The organism is Pedobacter sp., assembly GCF_041645105.1.
Classification (GTDB): Bacteria; Bacteroidota; Bacteroidia; order Sphingobacteriales; family Sphingobacteriaceae; genus Pedobacter.
Genome location: NZ_JBAZQQ010000001.1, coordinates 634,608 through 652,629 on the forward strand (window position 1 = coordinate 634,608; position 18,022 = coordinate 652,629).

Below are 18,022 nucleotides of genomic sequence, written 5' to 3' on the forward strand. Positions count from 1 at the left end.
AAGCGCCGCAAAGGTATATAAATTTAGGCACTAATTAATTTTTGGTAGACTTTCAACATCCTTTCCGAAATAACATTCACATCGTGATCCTTTTCTACTGTTTTACGGGCATTATCGCCTATCTCACGCCACTTTTTAGGGTTAGTGATGCATTGCAGAATAGACCTGTAAAATTCATCTGCAGTATTGGCAATAAGGATATCCTTACCATGTTGGTATTTAATCCCCTCTGCCGCCATACTTGTCGCAATAATACATTTGCGCATAGCCATCCCTTCTATGATTTTAACACGCATACCACTCGCAGAGAGAAGAGGTACAATCATGATGGACTTAGAGTTGATAAATTCTACAGCATCAAATATTTCTCCTTCAACTACCAGGTTTTCTGATTCATATTCGTAAAACTCTCTCGGCATATTCTTACCGGCAATATAAAATCTTAACTCACTGTTTAGCTTTTCTATATCTGGCCAGATCTCGTCAAGAAACCATTCAAGCCCTTCTTTATTTGGTCGCCAATCCATCGCACCCAGATGAAATAGTGTAGGAAATCCTATTGAAGAATGATCCGTTACATATTGGTCAAAATCGATGGCCACCGGAAAAACATCAAGAGGTACTTGACAGCCAAATTGCACAATATGTTGCCTATCGCGTTCGCTAATGGCAAAAACCTGATGAAACCTATTAATCTGTTCAGTTTCATAATGTTTTAAACGACGCGCCAGAAATTGGAGATACTTTCTTCTTGGTGTAAACTGTTCCCTCATCGCAATACGTTCCCAAACATCAAATTCGATATTATGGGCACGATAAACCACCTTAGCATGACTGTTTGCTTTTACAACATCCAGGTAAGGCACTACAAACAAACCCTCGAACTGAATAATATCAAATACATTTTCTTTTAAAATATCTTCCAGAAGACGCTCAGCATCCTCATTAAAAAACCTGGAAACGTTATATGATTCATTAGAAAAAATATTGGTGAGTGCGTCCCATACATTTACTTCAATATCAATACTATGAGAATGGAATACAATCTGCTCAAAAACAGGATCATAAATATCATCCACATCAATGCTGTGTTTACTGGTATTGATACTAAATAAGGTGATTTCTACTCCAAGTTTTAGCAGCCCCTTAATGGTATTGTAAACCACTATGGGATAACCACTATTGGGTGGGAAAGGAACTCTATTTGTAAGGATAAGTGCTTTCAACAACGTGAAAATACGAATTATCCTTCTATTTCAGAAAATAAGGCAAGTTGAGGTGCACTAACTGTGAAAGTTTTACGATGATATGGCGATAAACCATGTGTCAATGCGGCGGTTCTGTGCACTGTTGTGGGGTATCCCTTATTCTGATGCCATTGATAATAAGGATATTCATCAGAAATTCGTTCCATAAATTCATCCCTATGGGTTTTAGCCAGAATAGATGCGGCAGCAATATTTAAATATTTGCCATCCCCTTTAACTACGCAAGTATGAGGAATATCAGGATATTTCTTAAACCTGTTCCCGTCGATACTAAGATATTGAGGCTGCACCTTCAGCTTTTCTATAGCTCTGTGCATAGCCAAAAAAGAAGCATTAAGAATATTGATCTGGTCGATTTCTATGTTATCTACTTCAGCTACAGCCCATGCAACTGCTTCTCTTTCTATAATTAACCTAAGGTCCTTACGTTGTTTATGACTAAGTTTTTTGGAATCGTTCAGCTCCCCGGCAATAAAATCTGCTGGTAAAATTACAGCAGCTGCAAACACAGGTCCGGCCAAACAGCCTCTGCCTGCTTCATCACATCCCGCTTCTATAAATTCTTGCTGATAACAGTTTAATAACATAGTGACCAAAGTTAATAAATTCGTAAACTAAACCGATATATTCTGAGACTTCACATCAAATGCATCTCGCAGACCAATTGCCACTAAGTTAAAAGCATACACAGTTAACATAATAGCTAATCCGGGTAATAGCGCCAGATATGCATCCCCCATAATGATATAAGCATAATGTTCCTTGATCATTGTTCCCCAACTAGGCATAGGAGGCTGTGCCCCAAAACCAAGGAAACTAAGCCCCGTTTCCAGCAAAATCGCAGCTGCAAAGTTCGCTGAAGCAACTACAAGTATTGGTCCTGCCATGTTCGGTAAAATATGTCTGATAATAATTCTTGGGGTAGAAAAACCCAATGCCCTGGCAGCCTCAACAAATTCTACCTCTTTAAGGCTCATTACCTGCCCACGGACTAGCCTTGACACATCCACCCAGGTAGATAATCCAACAGCAATAAAAATCTGCCAGAACCCCTTACCTAAAGCAAAGGATATGGCAATAACCAATAATAAAGAGGGCAAAGACCAGATCACATTCATAAACCAGCTGATTGCACCATCCGTTTTTCCTCCAAAATAACCTGCCATTGCCCCCAGGCTGACTCCAATAAAAAGAGAAATCAATACCGCCATAAGTCCTACAGAAAGCGACACCCTGATTCCCAATACCAGGCGACTTAACAAATCGCGCCCATAGGTATCTGTGCCTAGCCAAAAAGTTTTCTGATACTGCTGCTTACCCGAAAGCAACGGAAATTCAGATTCTTCCACCTGCTCATCATCACCAATGTATTCCCTTGCATAAACTTTACCATTTGCAATCCGATATGAAGTGATGGGAATACACTTAAAATTAGCTTCCTGCCCGTACAACATACGCTTGAAGAAACCTACCTCTTTAATATTTTTTCTACTGATTACTAAGAAGTTGAAAGTCCTGCCTGGTTTCTTATTGCTCAATTGCAGATACATGGTATTGGCCATTGGCGTTTTATCGGGAATGATCAGGTAGCCCAAAATCCCCATAAAGAATAATAATGCAATAAATAACAAGCCCCCGAAAGCCATTTTGTTCCGTTTAAACTGCTTCCATACTTTTGCCGAAGGGGTGTTAACTTCCATTATTTTACCATTCTATCTTTCCAATTATACTTCCCACTATTCCCAGCAATACCAATGTATACGATATACAAGATATGCATCAGATTCAAAATAGGCAACATCACCAACAGGTTCTTTCTTTTAGCAAATGAAGTTACATCATACAGAAAAATAAATTCAACCAACATTTTAGCTAATAGCTGAACCAGAGCCAACTTAAAATAAAAGCCACTAAATACACCCACGCCCAAATTTACCAGTATACTGAGGTTAAACAACCATATACATACACCCAGTACGATAATAGATCTATTTTTATATCTCGTACTTTTTGATGCCCAACGTTTACGTTGCTGTATAAATTCTTTTAACGTAGCTTTAGGGTGTGTGTACACTACGGCAGCTTCATTCTTCAAAAAGCCGATACCATTTTCAAATCTAGCGGCCATTTTATGCAATAACAATTCATCATCACCCGAAGCCAGGTCATCTATACCTTTAAATCCCCCTACTTCATAAAAGGCATCCCGCTCATAAGCCAGGTTTGCACCATTACAGGTGGAAGGCTTCTTATTTCCTATTGTAGATGCTCCTAACCCTATTAAGTATAAAAACTCTAATGTTTGTGCCCGCTCAAAAAAACTATTTTCCTCAAAATAAGTGACAGGAGATGAAATCATTTTATAATTATGATCCTCATAAAAACTCACAATAGTACTTAACCATTCTGGCCCAATACGACAATCAGCATCTGTAGTTACAATTAAAGTTCCTGAAGCTGCTGCGATGGCGGTTTGAATCGCTTTTTTCTTGTACGAATTTAATGGCTGATCTTCATTTAGCTGAATCAGTTTTACACCAGAAGATGCATAAGAACGGATAATTTCAGCCGTATCATCTGTAGAGTGATCATCGATAAAAACAAGCTCTGTCAGTTCCTTATCATAACGTTGAGCAATCAGATCTTCTATAGTCTTAGCAATATTTTCGGCCTCATTACGCGCTGCAATAAGTACAGAAACTTTTGTCGTCAATACCTTGTTTTTAGGCACATAATAGACCAGTTTATGCCAACCTCGTATAAAAGCAAGCACAACAAACAGGTATAAAACTGTTAAGATTAAAGAGATATAACTAATTACGCTGAATACTTCCAAAAAAATTAAGTTTAAACACAAAGTAGGATCCTAATATAGCAGGAATTATAATATTTATGAGCCATATACTTGCAGTACATGCAATAACTGCTACCTCGTGACTGGTTACAAAACTAAAAAAATAAGCAGCTGTTACGCTCCTCACACCTATATCAAAAAGATCAAGAGAGGGTAGTGTCGACTGCACAAAAAACAAGATGCTAACCATCATTAGAATATCCAGATGATTAATTTCAGGGATCAGCCAAAAGAATAAAATAAAATACTGTGAGCTGAAAACAATATACCGTGCCAGACAAAACAATAGAATTTGAAGTAATTCACGCTTACTATACCGAGCAAGAATACTATAGAACTTCTTATATTTTCGGGTAAAACGTATAGATAATAAAATCCCGTTTAACCATTTAATGTTAAAATAAAACACAATAAAAAAGACACAAAACATTGCCGACAACACAAGCAGAGCATAATACAACCTGTAATCAAGAGGAACAAAACGGTAAATAAATATACTCAGGGCTATTGCTCCAAAAACATTCGTCAGCACCATTTGCCCTATATTTCCTACTGCCATAGCTACCACACCAATAATCCGTCGCTTTGGAGATAGAAAAAACACACGGCCACCATACTCTCCCAATCGGTTAGGTGTAAATACTGCCCATGTTAATCCACAAAAAACAGACTCTATAGACCTCCATAAAGTAATGCTTTCTACCCTGGCAATAAGTCTTTTCCACTTTACAGCTTCAAGTCCCCAATTAAAAAGCATCAACAGAAAAACCAACCCCATCACCAAAACAATCTCCTGCTTAGGAATTTGCTCCAATAGATTCTGGAATTCCTTTAAATTCTCATTGGAGGATAGCTTCTTATAAACAAACCAAAATGCAAAGATTACAATTGTGGCTTTAAGAATGTATGATAGTATTTTTTTATACCTGGATGTCAAACTTTTTACTTTTACTCTGTGCAAATATGCTTAATATTGTTTTATGTTGGCTGAAAAAAAGGAAAGAGTGATCATGGGTATAGATCCGGGAACCTCAATTATGGGTTACGGGATTGTACTGGAGAAAGGGAATAAAATTGAATTGATCACCCTGGGCATTGTAAGAATGGATCATCTGGACGATCATTTTTTAAAGCTACAGCGCATCTTCGAAAAGACGGTAAAATTAATTGATGAGTATAAGCCAGATACCATGGCTCTGGAGGCTCCCTTTTATGGGAAGAACATTCAGGTGATGCTAAAATTGGGACGTGCACAAGGCGTTGCAATGGCAGCTGCCTTATCAAGAAATATCCCTGTCAATGAATATGCTCCGCGAAAGATCAAGCAATCCATTACAGGCAACGGTAGTGCCGGAAAAGAGCAGGTTGCAGCAATGTTGCAGCGCCTGTTAAATTTCAAGGAAACTCCTGAGTTTTTAGATGCGACCGATGGACTTGCAGTAGCCGTTTGTCATTCTTTTCAGAAAATCCCAACAGGAGGTAAAGGAAAAACTTACTCCGGTTGGGAATCTTTTGTGAGCGATAACAAAAAGAGATTGAGATAATCCGTTTTACTTTATTCTGAATTTATGCCAACAGTTTTTTCTTCTGTTGTCTTTTATAATAACGATATCCAAAATATGCTCCTGCAATCAGCAAAAGTATAGACCACATATTGAACAAGATTAAAATGAATTCTTTAAAAATGAACCATCCATTTTGAAGGTTAATAACCAATCGTTGAAAGAATGGAGGATGATAGTCCGACAGATTATCATTTCCAACTACAATTTGTTTCACTGTATGGTCCTGATAAAAACTAAGTGTAACATCGCTGTATTGAACTCTGCTATTGATAGACATATTCCTCACCTTCTTATCAACATATTCATCTTTCATAGCAAGTTGTTGTTTCACATTCTTTTGAACCGTAGCAGGTTCCTTTTTTGCTTTTTCCATTGAAGCTGTTGCTTCTGCTCTGTTAATACTTTTTAATTCATTGACCAGGTAGTCCAAGCTCTGGTCATCAAACTTCATTGACTGATGGTCAACAAACACAGCCATTCTTGCTACCTTATTGGTGAAATCATCCAGTTTCTCTGATGGCACTTTAGCAAGAATCATTCCCTCAGTACGGTAAGCTGTAAGCTCCAGTAAGGAATCTGTTTTATATTTCACCTTTTCTGTATTCTGTATAGTACTGCTGATAGACACTTCGGCTATAGTGCCACCTCCCGCCTTTAACACAGCAGAAAGCTTTTCCTTCGTATCCTGAACATCCTTAACCCTAAACTTCATGTCAGCGGTCTTAATGATCTTAGCCTCCATTACAGCCTCACCGTTTTCAATTTTCTCTATGGCGTCAGCTGAAGACTCCTTCTCCATATTACTGCAGCCGAAAGCTGTTATTGCGAATACGCAATAAATAAAATATTTTTTCATCTATCTAGGTTTTGTTTTTAAGTGATCAGCTAGAGCCTTTGATGATTGAACTAATTATTGCCCCCGGGTACTTTATAATTAATTTGGTCATATCAGGTTTCTCGCTTAAGATTATACGTTTTACAGTTAATACCAGATCGCAAGAAAAGTAACCTATTGAAAAAGAAATCACATAAATATTACAAAAAAAAATATCCCTATTGGACAAAACCAACAGGGACATTTTTTTTCAGAAAGACGAGATATTAAGCGTCTAATATTTTAAATACGCCTTTACAAGCGATTACAGATCCAATTAATAAAATTACCCATGATACAATTGACAGCGTCATTGAATCAGCAGCAAAGCGTAAATAAACGCCTAAAATACCGATTAGAATTCCTACGACCATCAATTTATAAATTGAAGGATCGTTAGCTCTTTTCATGCTTTCCGTATTGTGTTTTATGTTCTGTTCCATACGATTTCTATTTATGCCACAAAAATAGGATTAATTACCTATAAATCAACATTACATTCAATTATTTAAATTATCAGTCAGAGATAAAATAAAGCGAGGGTACCCATAATTATGAATACCCTCGCTTATTATCTTTATTAAGCCAATTAGCCGTTCAATGCTGCAGCACCACTTACAATCTCTGTAAGTTCTGTGGTAATTGCCGCCTGACGAGCCTGGTTGTAAGAAAGCTTTAATGCTTTTAATAAATCACCAGCATTTTCAGTTGCTTTATCCATTGAAGTCATACGTGCACCGTGTTCAGATGCATGAGAATCCAATACCGCTTTATACAATTGAATTTTAATCGATTTAGGGATCAACTGCTCAACGATCTCTTCTTGAGAAGGCTCAAGGATATAATCGATGTTAGAAGCTTTGACCGCTGCTTCCTCAGGCTCCGCTTTTGGCAGAGGTAGCAATTGTTCAGTAGTTAAAATCTGAACAGCAGCATTCTTAAATCTGTTATAAACCAATTCTACTTTATCAAACTCGCCCTTTTCAAAGCCAGCCATAATTGCATCAGTAATCTTAGTTACATTTTCAAAAGTAAGGGCCGAATAAACATCGTTGTTATTACCAATAACATTGTAATTACGTTTCTCATAAAAATCCTGAGACTTCTTACCGATTGCTACAATGCTTACATTACCATTTTTGTATTGCTCGCTATACTTCTCGGCAATTAAATTGTTTGTAGTCTTAATCACGTTCATATTGAACGCACCGGCTAAACCGCGGTTAGAAGAAACTACTACAATCAAAACCTTATTAGGTTCACGTTCCTGGATAAAAGGTGAGGATGATCCTTCTAAGCTACCTGAAAGATTTCCCAGGATCTCTTTCAGCTTAGTAGCATAGGGACGTAATTGTATAATAGCATTTGTAGCACGCTTCAATTTAGCAGCCGAAACCATTTTCATGGCTTTGGTAATCTGCTGTGTTGACTGCACAGATGCTATACGAATTCTTACTTCTTTTAAATTAGCCATTCTTTGTTAATGTTCAGTATGGGGTAATTAGTATTTACTTGAAAGCTCTTTTGCTACAGTTTCCAATACACCTGTAATGGTATCATCTAACTTACCAGCTTTTAATGCTGCTAAAGTTTCTGGATGACGTAATTCCAGTTGTTGTAAATATTCTGCTTCGAACTGTCTAACCTTATCTACAGGAACAGAACGCATTAAGTTTTTAGTACCAATATAAATGATCGCAACCTGTTTCTCAACAGTCATTGGAGAGAATTGTCCTTGTTTAAGGATCTCCACGTTACGGGCACCTTTATCTAGTACTGATTTTGTAGCTGCGTCAAGGTCAGAACCGAATTTAGAGAATGCCTCTAACTCACGATATTGAGCCTGATCTAACTTCAGAGTACCAGCAACTTTCTTCATTGATTTGATCTGTGCATTACCACCAACACGTGATACCGAAATACCTACGTTAATAGCCGGACGGATACCTGCATTAAACAAATTCGACTCTAAGAAGATCTGACCATCAGTAATCGAAATTACGTTAGTAGGAATATATGCAGATACGTCACCAGCCTGAGTTTCGATAATTGGAAGAGCAGTTAATGAACCACCACCTTTAACGATACCTTTAATAGACTCTGGAAGATCGTTCATATCACGAGCAATCTCATCGTTTGAGTTGATCTTAGCAGCACGCTCTAATAAACGACTGTGTAGGTAAAACACGTCACCCGGATAAGCCTCACGACCCGGTGGACGACGAAGTAACAGAGAAACCTCACGGTACGCTACAGCTTGTTTAGATAAATCATCATAAACGATCAATGCTGGTCTTCCAGTATCACGGAAGAACTCACCGATAGCAGCACCAGAGAATGGAGCATAAAACTGAAGCGGAGCTGGCTCAGCTGCAGAAGCTGCAACAACTACAGTATAAGGCATTGCACCATTTTCCTCTAAAGTACGAACGATGTTAGCTACTGTACTTGCTTTCTGACCACAAGCTACATATATACAGAATACAGGGATACCTGCTTCATAAAATTCTTTTTGGTTGATAATGGTATCGATACAAACCGCAGTTTTACCAATCTGACGGTCACCAATAACCAACTCACGCTGACCACGGCCGATTGGAATCATTCCATCGATCGCTTTTATACCCGTTTGTAATGGCTCAGTAACTGGCTGACGATAGATAACACCAGGAGCTTTACGCTCAATTGGCATTTCATAAGTTTCACCAATGATTGGTCCTTTACCATCAATTGGCTCACCCATTGTATTTACAACACGGCCTAACATACCTTCACCAACTTTGATAGAGGCGATTTTCTTAGTACGTTTAATCGTATCACCTTCTTTGATTTTGTCTGATGGGCCTAACAATACCACACCAACATTATCTTCTTCAAGGTTTAAAACAATTCCTTGCAAGCCTGTTTCAAATTCAACTAACTCTCCTGATTGAACTTTAGTTAAACCATAAACACGGGCAATACCATCGCCCACCTGCAATACGGTACCAACTTCTTCAAGTTCTGCTTCTGATTTGAAGCCCGCCAATTGTTGCCTGATAATTGCCGATACTTCGTCTGGTCTTACCTCTACCATAATTTTATATTATTTCTTTTGTAAATTCAGTAATTATTATCTGTTATTTCGCTTTATAGCTGTTTATGCTTTCGCCTAAACTATACCTTGAGCAAATTCCTTTTTTAGTTTGCTTAAACCGCTGGCAATACTTGCATCAAACTGCTTATCACCAACTTTAAGTATAAAGCCTCCAATTAATTTGTCGCTAACTTTTTCTTTAATCACAACTTGATTAGCTCCAATCTCTCTTTTCACTATTGCTTCAATCTCAGCTCTATTTTCTGCAGTAAGCTCAGTAGCCGAAGTAACTTCAGCTAATACAATACCTTTAATTGAATTGTATTGAGCAACAAAAGATTTTGCTGTATCAAATAGGATTGCAGAGCGGCCTTTGTTTACCATTAGCTTAAAGAAAGCATTGGTAACTTCGTTTACCTTAGGTCCAAATACATTTTCCAGTATTCCTGCTTTTTTATTCAGAGGAACAATGGGGTTTTTAAGGATAGCCTCAAGTTCAGGATTCTTATCAATCACCTGCGCTAAAAGTACCATATCACCTTTAATTTCTTCCAAAGCATTACGCTCTGTTGAAAGATCAATTAGTGATTTGGCGTATCTCGATGCTGCTTTATTTTCTGACATTTTTTCCGTTATATCTCGTTAAATAAACTATCAATTAGTTTAATTCAACATCTTTTAAAAGGTTAGCCACTAAGTCTTCCTGTTTAGCTTTATCCTGAAGCTGGTTACGCAATACACGTTCAGCAATATCAAGAGATAAAGTTGAAACCTGATTTTTCAATTCAGCTAATGCCGCTTTCTTTTGATTTTCGATTTCAATCTTAGCTTTTTCAATCAGCTTAGCACCTTCATTATGAGCCTGAGTTTTAGCTTCATTAACGATATTATCTTTAAGTGTCTTTGCTTCTTTCAAAATCAAATCACGCTCAGCACGTGCTTCTTTCATCAACTCCTCATTTTGAGCAGTTAAACGAGCCATTTCTTGTTTCGCTAATTCAGCTTTGTTTAAAGCCTCATCAATGCTCTGTTCACGCTCTTTAATTGAAGCCAATACAGGTTTCCATGCAAATTTCGCCAATAAGAACATTAGCAATAAGAATGCAATTGATTGATAAATAACTAAGCCGAATTCAGGTAGTAATAAGTCCATTTAAGTATATATTATATTTTTTTCTTTTTTAACAAAAAAATGTACCGGGTATTAAACCCGATACAAATTCAATTCTAGCCATTACCCATTAGGGCAACTACCACTGCGAAAAGCGCAACAGCCTCAACGAAGGCAGCAGCGATTAACATTGCAGTTTGGATTTTTGATGCAGCTTCTGGCTGACGAGCAATCCCGTCCATAGCTGAACCACCAATGCGTCCGATACCTAGACCAGCGCCAATCGCAGCTAATCCTGCACCAATTGCAGCAATACTTCCTGTAATCATGATTTTATATATTAATTGTTGTTAAAAAATAATTCTTATTAATGGTGTTCTTCAATTGCCATTCCGATAAACAGAGCTGACAAAATTGTAAATATAAACGCCTGGATAAATGCAACCAGTAGTTCGATCGCGCCAATGAATACCGCAAATGCGATAGAAACAGGAGCAATATATATGCTATTAAATACAAACACAAGGCAGATCAATGATAACACCAAAATGTGTCCTGCGGTAATGTTAGCAAACAAACGAATCATTAGGGCGATAGGCTTGGTAAAAATACCGAACAATTCAACCGGAACCATAACTACATACATCCACCATGGTACATCTGGCATAAAAATGTGTTTCCAGTAATACTTATTACCGTTAAATACAGTAATCAGGAATGTTGCCAAAGCAAGAATCATAGTTACCGCAATGTTACCAGTTAAGTTTGCACCTCCAGGTAAAAATGGAACCAGACCTAACATATTGTTAAACCAGATAAAGAAAAACACAGTTAACAAATATGGCATGAAACGTTCATATTTATGACCAAGATTCGGTTTAGCGATATCATCACGAACAAATAGAATCACTGGCTCTAACCACGACTGTAATCCTTTTGGAGATTTACCCTTACGTTTTCTGTAACCAGAAGCAACATTTAAGAAGACAACCAACAAAATAACAACCGATAAAAGCAAAGTACAAACGTTCTTTGTGATCGACAAGTCCAAAGGACGTGCATTCAAAGCATGATGTTTCTCATCTAAATCCACATACTGTCCATGTGCATTCGCAACATCAGATGCATAATAGATTTTCTCATGCAATTTAACAAAACGTTGTCCTTTACGCTCCACTACGACTGTAGCTTCATCATCGTGATTAAAATCTCCTGAACTAAAGTTCACCAGACCATCTTTTGTGTACAATATTACAGGAAGACTGATATACACATCACCTATAACATGCCAACTATGAGAATCGGCAATGTGGTGCAATGCAAACTTGCCGATATCAAACTTCTTCTCAGCCTTAGTCTCGGCATGAGCACTTTCTGTTGTTTGTAAACTATCAACCTGAGCAAAAGCTGCAGATGGAACGGTAAAAAACGCTAAAAAAAGCGCAAAAACAACAATTAACCTATTAACTTTAACTTCAAAAACGTGGCTACAATCCATTTAGTCGCAGATTTTTACTATTTATTTTGGTGGCGCAAGTTACGTAACAAAGAGTATATTTCAAAGAAGCTGAACAATAAATATAAAGAAAAAAAATTCAGCACGAAAACCATACCCTTTTCTTTAGTGTTTAGACTGTAAATCAGTACAAAAGCCATAGAGAAAATCATCTTCAATGCAATTGACCCCATAATAGCCATTATACCTACTTCAGGATTCCTTTTTATGCCAAGGTCTGCTACTACATAAGCAATAAATGTAATACCCGCCAAAAACCCAAATACAATCCAGAACTTGCCGGTAAGAATAGTAACACCAGGAAAAATAATGGTTAGTATATAAGCTATGCCACCAAGAACGGCCGTATACAGCAAATAAGAAAATGTAAATCGTGCTAAACTCAAATCAGTAAATTTTCACAAAAGTATATATTTACTGTGGGTTTAAATAATCATTCATTTTTATTTAGTTGTCTTACCACCTGATACAAAGATAAAACCACCCCCAGCAAGCTTAGTATTGCAGTAAAAATAGGCGTCTTACTATTTCTATAAGCATCAATTTTATATCCTGCAAAAGCAAAAAGTCCAATCGTAATCAACATCTGAAAGCTAATAGAAGTGTATTTCGCAAAATTATTTAAGCCTTTTTTGGGCTCTTTAAGATCTGTCATAAATCCGCTATTTATAAATAAAACAGGTTTTGTTAAGAAGTTATTGCCGAATAAAATACTTTTGCATATAATGTTAATATTAATAAGCTTTAAATCTCCCTATAATTGAAAAATTACGCTATCCGCAATTTAAAGGTAATACTATTTACTTTAAGTGCCTGCATCATCTACTCATGTGGCACCCAAAAAGACAATGCAAGCAGCAGAAGTATTCAGAATTTAACTGCACGATATAACTACATTTATAATTCTAATGTTATCATTACCAATCATCAGCAGGAACTTGCAGAAAACCACAGGGAGAATTACGACCAGATCCTTCCGGTTTATCTGGGGCCCGAAATAGATAGTAGCTTTATTGTTAAAGATGCTGCTGGAGGTAAAGGAATTGATGATGTAATCAAAAAAGCAAAAGTTATCATTCTGGAAAAAGCCTATAGCAATTATCTTGACGAGGCTTATATCCTACTAGGCAAAGCGCAATTTTATAAAGGCAATTATTTTAACGCTGCAGAATACTTTAGTTACACCACTAAAAACTACCGTCAAAATACAAAAAGCTATATCGAAGCCTTAAATTGGAAAGCCCGAAGTTTGATGCAGGTTAGAAGATTAAGTGAAGCTGGTTCCCTGCTAGACACCCTGGCTTATACCATTGCAGGACTTAAAAATAATACTGCCGAACCATTGGCTACATTGGCCCAGATGGCTATATATCAACATAAATATACTGAAGCGATTTCCTTTCTCAAAGATGCCATAAAAGCAAGTAATAACAATCCGAATAAGATTAGGTGGACATACATCTTAGCGCAGCTTTCGGAACAGCAAAAAAACTTTGAAAATGCTTTATTATATTATCGTAAGGTAGAGAAAAGCAATGCTCCATTTGAAATGTATTTCAATGCCAACTTAAACCGCATTAAAATAAATGCACTATCAGGTGGCAAAAGATTAAACAGACAAGATGAATTACTCAGACTTTTAAAGGATGATAAGAACACTGATTATAACGATCAGGTGTATTATCAGATTGCCGAAAGCCTGACGGCTGATGGTGATTTCGAAAAGGCAAAGAAATACTATCATCTCTCTATTCAGAAAAGTGAGAAAAACCAATACCAGAAAGGCCTGTCTTATCTAAAGATGGCTGATTTGAACTTTAAGCACATACATAACTACCTAAATGCTAAATTGTATTATGATAGTGCGGTTAATACATTACCAAAAAACTATCCTGGTTACGATATCATTCTTAAAAAGAATCAGAACCTCGAATACCTGACCCAGCGCTACCAGATCATTTCAAAAGAAGATACATTACAAGTCATTGCCAGCTTACCAGAAAGCGACCGTAAGGCTAAAATTGAAGCCATTTTTAATCCTGTTGTTGCAGCTGTTACTACCGTACAAAGTAATACTGTAAACAATCCGTTTGGCAATGAAACAGCGATTAGAAACAAATCTCAAAGCAATAGCACCTTTTATTTCAGTAATTCTGCTGCAGTAAGCTCAGGCTATTCCGATTTCAAAAGGAAATGGGGTAATCGCAAACTGGACGACAACTGGCGCCAAAGCATCCGTTCATCGGCACAAGCTACCTCTCAAGATATCGCCAAGAATATGAACGACGGGGCAATAGCTCAGGATAATCAAGCCACACAAACTGGGCCAGATAAAACAGCGCTGATTAACGAATATACAGATGCAGTACCAACTACTCCAGAGCTTATTATCAAATCGAATCAAAAAATTATAGATGCCTATTATGATATTGCAAGCTTCTATCTTCAGGAACTAAACGATCCTGAGGAAGCCGAAGAAGTATATCAGGTTTTATTAAAGCGTTTTCCTAATAACAACCATTTGGCAGCAAGCTATTACAGTCTTTTTCTAATTGCTAAAAATAAAGATGTAACCCGCTCAAATACCTACAAGAATAAAGTTTTAAAAGAATATCCAAATTCAATATATGCTAAAACTATTCTAGACCCTTCGTTCTCTCTGAAACAAACAGAACTAGAAACTGCAGTTAATAAACAATACAACGAGACTTTTGAGCACTACCAAAATCGCGATTTCCCCGCTGTAATTCAAAAGGTTATCGAAGTATTGCAACCAAATAAGAATAATTATTTATCACCACAATTTGCCTATTTAAAAGCAATAGCTATTGGCCGCACCAGCAATGTCGACTCCCTGCTAACAGCTTTTGAAGGAATTACAACGTCCTATCAGGACGATAGAATCATTACTCCATTGGTAAAGGAACATATTGCTTATATCAATGAACACATAGCCGAATTTAAAAGTCGCCGTATAGCTTTACCTGGTTCTGATCCAAATGAGCCTCTATTTCAGGCAAAACAACCTATTACAGCCCCTGTAAAAATTTCGCCACCAGCAGTTAACACACCGCCAGCCAAAAAAGAAGAGGTTATTGCAGCTGTGGTACCTGTAGCACCAATTGTAGAGAAAACCGCTGAGGCAGTTATTCCAGTTAAAGAGCCTAGTATTTTCAGCACTACAGCTTCAACTACTTACTATTATGTAATTGATGTTGCGGATGCCTCTTTAACCCTCAGTTCTTCCCGCTTTGGTATCGGTCAATTTAACAGGGGAAATTATTCTGAAGCCGGTTTAAAGCACCAATTAAAAGAATTTGACAATGATCAGCTAATATATGTAGGGAACTTTAGTAATTTTGACGACGCAAAAGCCTATGCTGAAGGTATCACGCCATTGTTGGGCAGGATCATGAAAGTGCCCGCCAACATTTACAAAGGCTTCATCATCAGTAAAGAAAACTTTGATAAATTAACCAGTAAAGATTTGTTAAACAAATACCTGGAATTCTATAAAAACAATTATTAAGATGAAGAATCAACTTTCGAAAGAAGATATCAGAAAGTACAACTTTAGAATATGGAAATTATTGGCAGCAGGAATTGTATTCTTTGCATTGTTTATAGTAGCCATAGGATTTGGTCTATTTGGAGAACTCCCTTCTTTCAGAGATATAGAACATCCAAAAAGTAATCAGGCATCGGAAGTACTGGGTGAGGATAACAGGGTACTGGGCACTTATTTTGTACAAAACAGATCTGACATTAGTTACCAGGAGATTTCTCCTAATGTGATCAATGCACTGATTGCTACTGAAGATATTCGTTTTAAGGAACACTCAGGTATCGACTTTAAACGTACTTTCACCATCTTTTTATATGCCATTATAGGAAAAAAACAAGGGGGTAGTACCATCACACAGCAATTGGCACTTAACCTCTTTTCGGAAGAAGGAAGACAGAAAAATATCCTAAAACGTATTCTACAGAAATTTCAGGAGTGGGTAATTGCCGTAAAACTGGAACGGAACTATACTAAGGAAGAAATTCTAGTGATGTACCTGAACACTGTAGATTTCGGTAACCAGGCTTATGGTATTAAATCGGCAGCAAGAGTATATTTTAATACCACCCCTGATAAACTGACGGTTTCGCAATCGGCCACCTTAATTGGTATCCTGAAAGGCATCAGCAGATATTCTCCTACCCGTAATCCTGATCGTGCTTTAGCACGTAGAAATACAATCATGGGGCTAATGGCTAAAGCTGATATGCTTAGTCCGGAGGAACTTGAAAAGCAAAAAGAAAAACCACTTGGCCTTCGCTTTAATGCAGCTACAGTAAGTGACGGCATTGCACCGTATTTCAGGGCAGTCCTAAAAAATGATATCAAAAAGATTTTCCAGGAACGTTCTATCCTGAATAATGGTGTCCCATATGATCTGGACCGAGATGGTTTAAAAATCTATACGACCATAAATTACGACATGCAGGTTTATGCTGAAGAAGCTCAGAAAGAATACATGAAAACTTTGCAGGCCACATTCGAGAAAAGCTGGAAAGGCAGAAATGCTTTTAAAGGCAAGGAGATGCAAATTGAGCAGGGTATAAAAAGATCAGATCGTTATAAAGCACTTCAAATGGAAGGTAAATCTGAAGCTGAGATTAAGCAAGATTTTAATACACCTACAAAACTAAGTATCTTTACCTGGAGGGGCAACATTGACACTTTAATGAAGCCTATAGACTCAGTAAAATACTATAAAATGTTGCTTCGTAATGCGATGATGGCAATGGACCCTCAGACAGGATTTGTTAAAGCCTGGGTGGGTGGTATCAATTACGAGCATTTTAAATACGATCAGGTAAAAATGGGGACCAGACAAGTAGGTTCAACAGCCAAACCTTTCACCTATGCCGTAGCGATTGAAAATGGATATTCTCCTTGTTTCAGTGTATTAAACGAGCCGGTAACCATAGAAACTCCTGGTAGTCAACCATGGACACCAAGGTCTTCCGGTACAGTTCCTGGTTATCTGACACTGCAAAAAGCATTAGCATTATCACAGAACTATATAGCCGCCTACTTAATGAAACAAGTTGGTCCAACCGCTGTAGCTACATTGGCAAAGAAAATGGGTATTACCTCTGATGTTCCTGCATTCCCATCTATAGCCTTAGGCTCATTCGACGCTTCAGTATATGATATGGTTGGTGCTTATAGTGTTTTTGCCAATAAAGGTGTGTGGACCAAGCCTACTTATATTGTCAGAGTAGAAGATAAAAACGGCGTTGTTCTATACAGTGAAAAACCTATTCCAAGACCAGCAATGAACGAAGAAGTTGCTTATGTAATGACCCGTATGCTAAGAGGTGTAGTTACCAATGGTACAGGATGGCGTTTAGCTGGGAGATATGGTGTTAAAGCTGCAATAGGCGGTAAAACAGGAACTACACAAAACAACTCTGACGGTTGGTTTATGGCGATAAGTCCGCAAATAGTAGCCGGTGTATGGACAGGCTGCGAAGACCGCGCATTCCACTTCACCAGTACTGCTGGTGGTGATGGTGCTACAACAGCATTACCAATCTTTGCTGGTTTTATGAAACGTGTTTACGCAAATCCTAAACTAAAAATTACGCAAAAAGACTTTGAACCACCTAAAAATGGTGTTTCAATTACCTACGATTGCAACCAATATCAGCAACAGGAACAGCAGACCGAGCTTGATGAAAAACTAGGTTTTTAATAACCCCA

The 18,022-nt window shown here is 37.6% G+C and carries 18 protein-coding genes; 3 read left to right on the forward strand and 15 right to left on the reverse strand.

Features of this window, described 5'->3' with window-relative positions; genetic code table 11:
• Positions 1–23 precede the first annotated feature (23 nt).
• The 5 genes from WC623_RS02675 to WC623_RS02695 are packed head-to-tail and all read right to left on the reverse strand — an operon-like array spanning position 24 to position 5,083.
• Entirely contained in the window at positions 24–1,226 is a 1,203-nt protein-coding gene (locus WC623_RS02675) for a glycosyltransferase family 4 protein (protein WP_372847965.1), read from the reverse strand.
• Between the two features lie 17 nt (positions 1,227–1,243).
• Positions 1,244–1,855: a ribonuclease HII gene (locus tag WC623_RS02680; protein WP_372847966.1), complete on the reverse strand. Its 612-nt coding sequence runs from the start codon at positions 1,853–1,855 to the stop codon at positions 1,244–1,246.
• Positions 1,856–1,882: 27 nt separating this feature from the next.
• Positions 1,883–2,968, reverse strand: a complete 1,086-nt coding sequence (locus tag WC623_RS02685; RefSeq protein WP_372847967.1) for an ABC transporter permease — start codon at positions 2,966–2,968, stop codon at positions 1,883–1,885.
• Positions 2,968–4,104, reverse strand: coding sequence for a glycosyltransferase (locus WC623_RS02690; RefSeq protein WP_372847968.1), 1,137 nt, complete (start codon positions 4,102–4,104; stop codon positions 2,968–2,970). Before WC623_RS02690 ends, WC623_RS02685 begins: the two co-directional genes overlap by 1 nt.
• Positions 4,082–5,083 (reverse strand): hypothetical protein, encoded by a 1,002-nt coding sequence (locus WC623_RS02695; RefSeq protein ID WP_372847969.1) that lies wholly within the window; start codon positions 5,081–5,083, stop codon positions 4,082–4,084. Before WC623_RS02695 ends, WC623_RS02690 begins: the two co-directional genes overlap by 23 nt.
• 19 nt (positions 5,084–5,102) lie before the next feature.
• Between WC623_RS02695 and ruvC the strand changes: the two genes are divergently transcribed.
• Positions 5,103–5,666 (forward strand): crossover junction endodeoxyribonuclease RuvC, encoded by a 564-nt coding sequence (gene ruvC, locus WC623_RS02700; RefSeq protein WP_372847970.1) that lies wholly within the window; start codon positions 5,103–5,105, stop codon positions 5,664–5,666.
• Positions 5,667–5,688: 22 nt separating this feature from the next.
• On the opposite strand, the gene WC623_RS02705 is transcribed toward ruvC, so the two are convergent.
• The 10 genes from WC623_RS02705 to WC623_RS02750 all read right to left on the reverse strand — a co-directional run bounded on the left by WC623_RS02705 (position 5,689) and on the right by WC623_RS02750 (position 12,919).
• A complete protein-coding gene (locus WC623_RS02705; RefSeq protein ID WP_372847971.1) occupies positions 5,689–6,543 on the reverse strand; it encodes a DUF4349 domain-containing protein in 855 nt (284 codons plus the stop codon).
• 245 nt (positions 6,544–6,788) lie between these two features.
• On the reverse strand, positions 6,789–7,004 hold the full coding sequence (locus WC623_RS02710) for a hypothetical protein (RefSeq protein WP_372847972.1): 216 nt from the start codon (positions 7,002–7,004) through the stop codon (positions 6,789–6,791).
• Positions 7,005–7,150: 146 nt separating this feature from the next.
• Complete coding sequence (atpG, locus tag WC623_RS02715) at positions 7,151–8,035, reverse strand: ATP synthase F1 subunit gamma (protein WP_372847973.1); 885 nt, start codon at positions 8,033–8,035, stop codon at positions 7,151–7,153.
• 27 nt (positions 8,036–8,062) lie between these two features.
• Positions 8,063–9,637: a F0F1 ATP synthase subunit alpha gene (atpA, locus tag WC623_RS02720; protein WP_372847974.1), complete on the reverse strand. Its 1,575-nt coding sequence runs from the start codon at positions 9,635–9,637 to the stop codon at positions 8,063–8,065.
• A gap of 75 nt (positions 9,638–9,712) precedes the next feature.
• Entirely contained in the window at positions 9,713–10,261 is a 549-nt protein-coding gene (gene atpH, locus WC623_RS02725) for an ATP synthase F1 subunit delta (RefSeq protein ID WP_372847975.1), read from the reverse strand.
• A 34-nt stretch (positions 10,262–10,295) separates the two neighbouring features.
• A complete protein-coding gene (locus WC623_RS02730) occupies positions 10,296–10,790 on the reverse strand; it encodes a F0F1 ATP synthase subunit B (protein ID WP_372847976.1) in 495 nt (164 codons plus the stop codon).
• 74 nt (positions 10,791–10,864) lie between these two features.
• Positions 10,865–11,074, reverse strand: a complete 210-nt coding sequence (atpE, locus tag WC623_RS02735) for an ATP synthase F0 subunit C (protein ID WP_062551197.1) — start codon at positions 11,072–11,074, stop codon at positions 10,865–10,867.
• 41 nt (positions 11,075–11,115) lie between these two features.
• A complete protein-coding gene (gene atpB / locus WC623_RS02740) occupies positions 11,116–12,246 on the reverse strand; it encodes a F0F1 ATP synthase subunit A (protein WP_372847977.1) in 1,131 nt (376 codons plus the stop codon).
• A 17-nt stretch (positions 12,247–12,263) separates the two neighbouring features.
• Positions 12,264–12,650, reverse strand: coding sequence for a hypothetical protein (locus tag WC623_RS02745; protein ID WP_372847978.1), 387 nt, complete (start codon positions 12,648–12,650; stop codon positions 12,264–12,266).
• Positions 12,651–12,697: 47 nt separating this feature from the next.
• The gene (locus WC623_RS02750; RefSeq protein WP_372847979.1) at positions 12,698–12,919 is read right to left on the reverse strand and encodes an AtpZ/AtpI family protein; all 222 of its coding nucleotides are present in this window, start codon (positions 12,917–12,919) and stop codon (positions 12,698–12,700) included.
• A gap of 105 nt (positions 12,920–13,024) precedes the next feature.
• Here WC623_RS02750 and WC623_RS02755 point away from each other — a divergent pair, with 105 nt between their 5' ends.
• On the forward strand, positions 13,025–15,793 hold the full coding sequence (locus WC623_RS02755; protein WP_372847980.1) for a tetratricopeptide repeat protein: 2,769 nt from the start codon (positions 13,025–13,027) through the stop codon (positions 15,791–15,793).
• A gap of 1 nt (position 15,794) precedes the next feature.
• A complete protein-coding gene (locus WC623_RS02760; protein WP_372847981.1) occupies positions 15,795–18,014 on the forward strand; it encodes a transglycosylase domain-containing protein in 2,220 nt (739 codons plus the stop codon).
• The last annotated feature ends 8 nt before the right edge of the window (positions 18,015–18,022 follow it).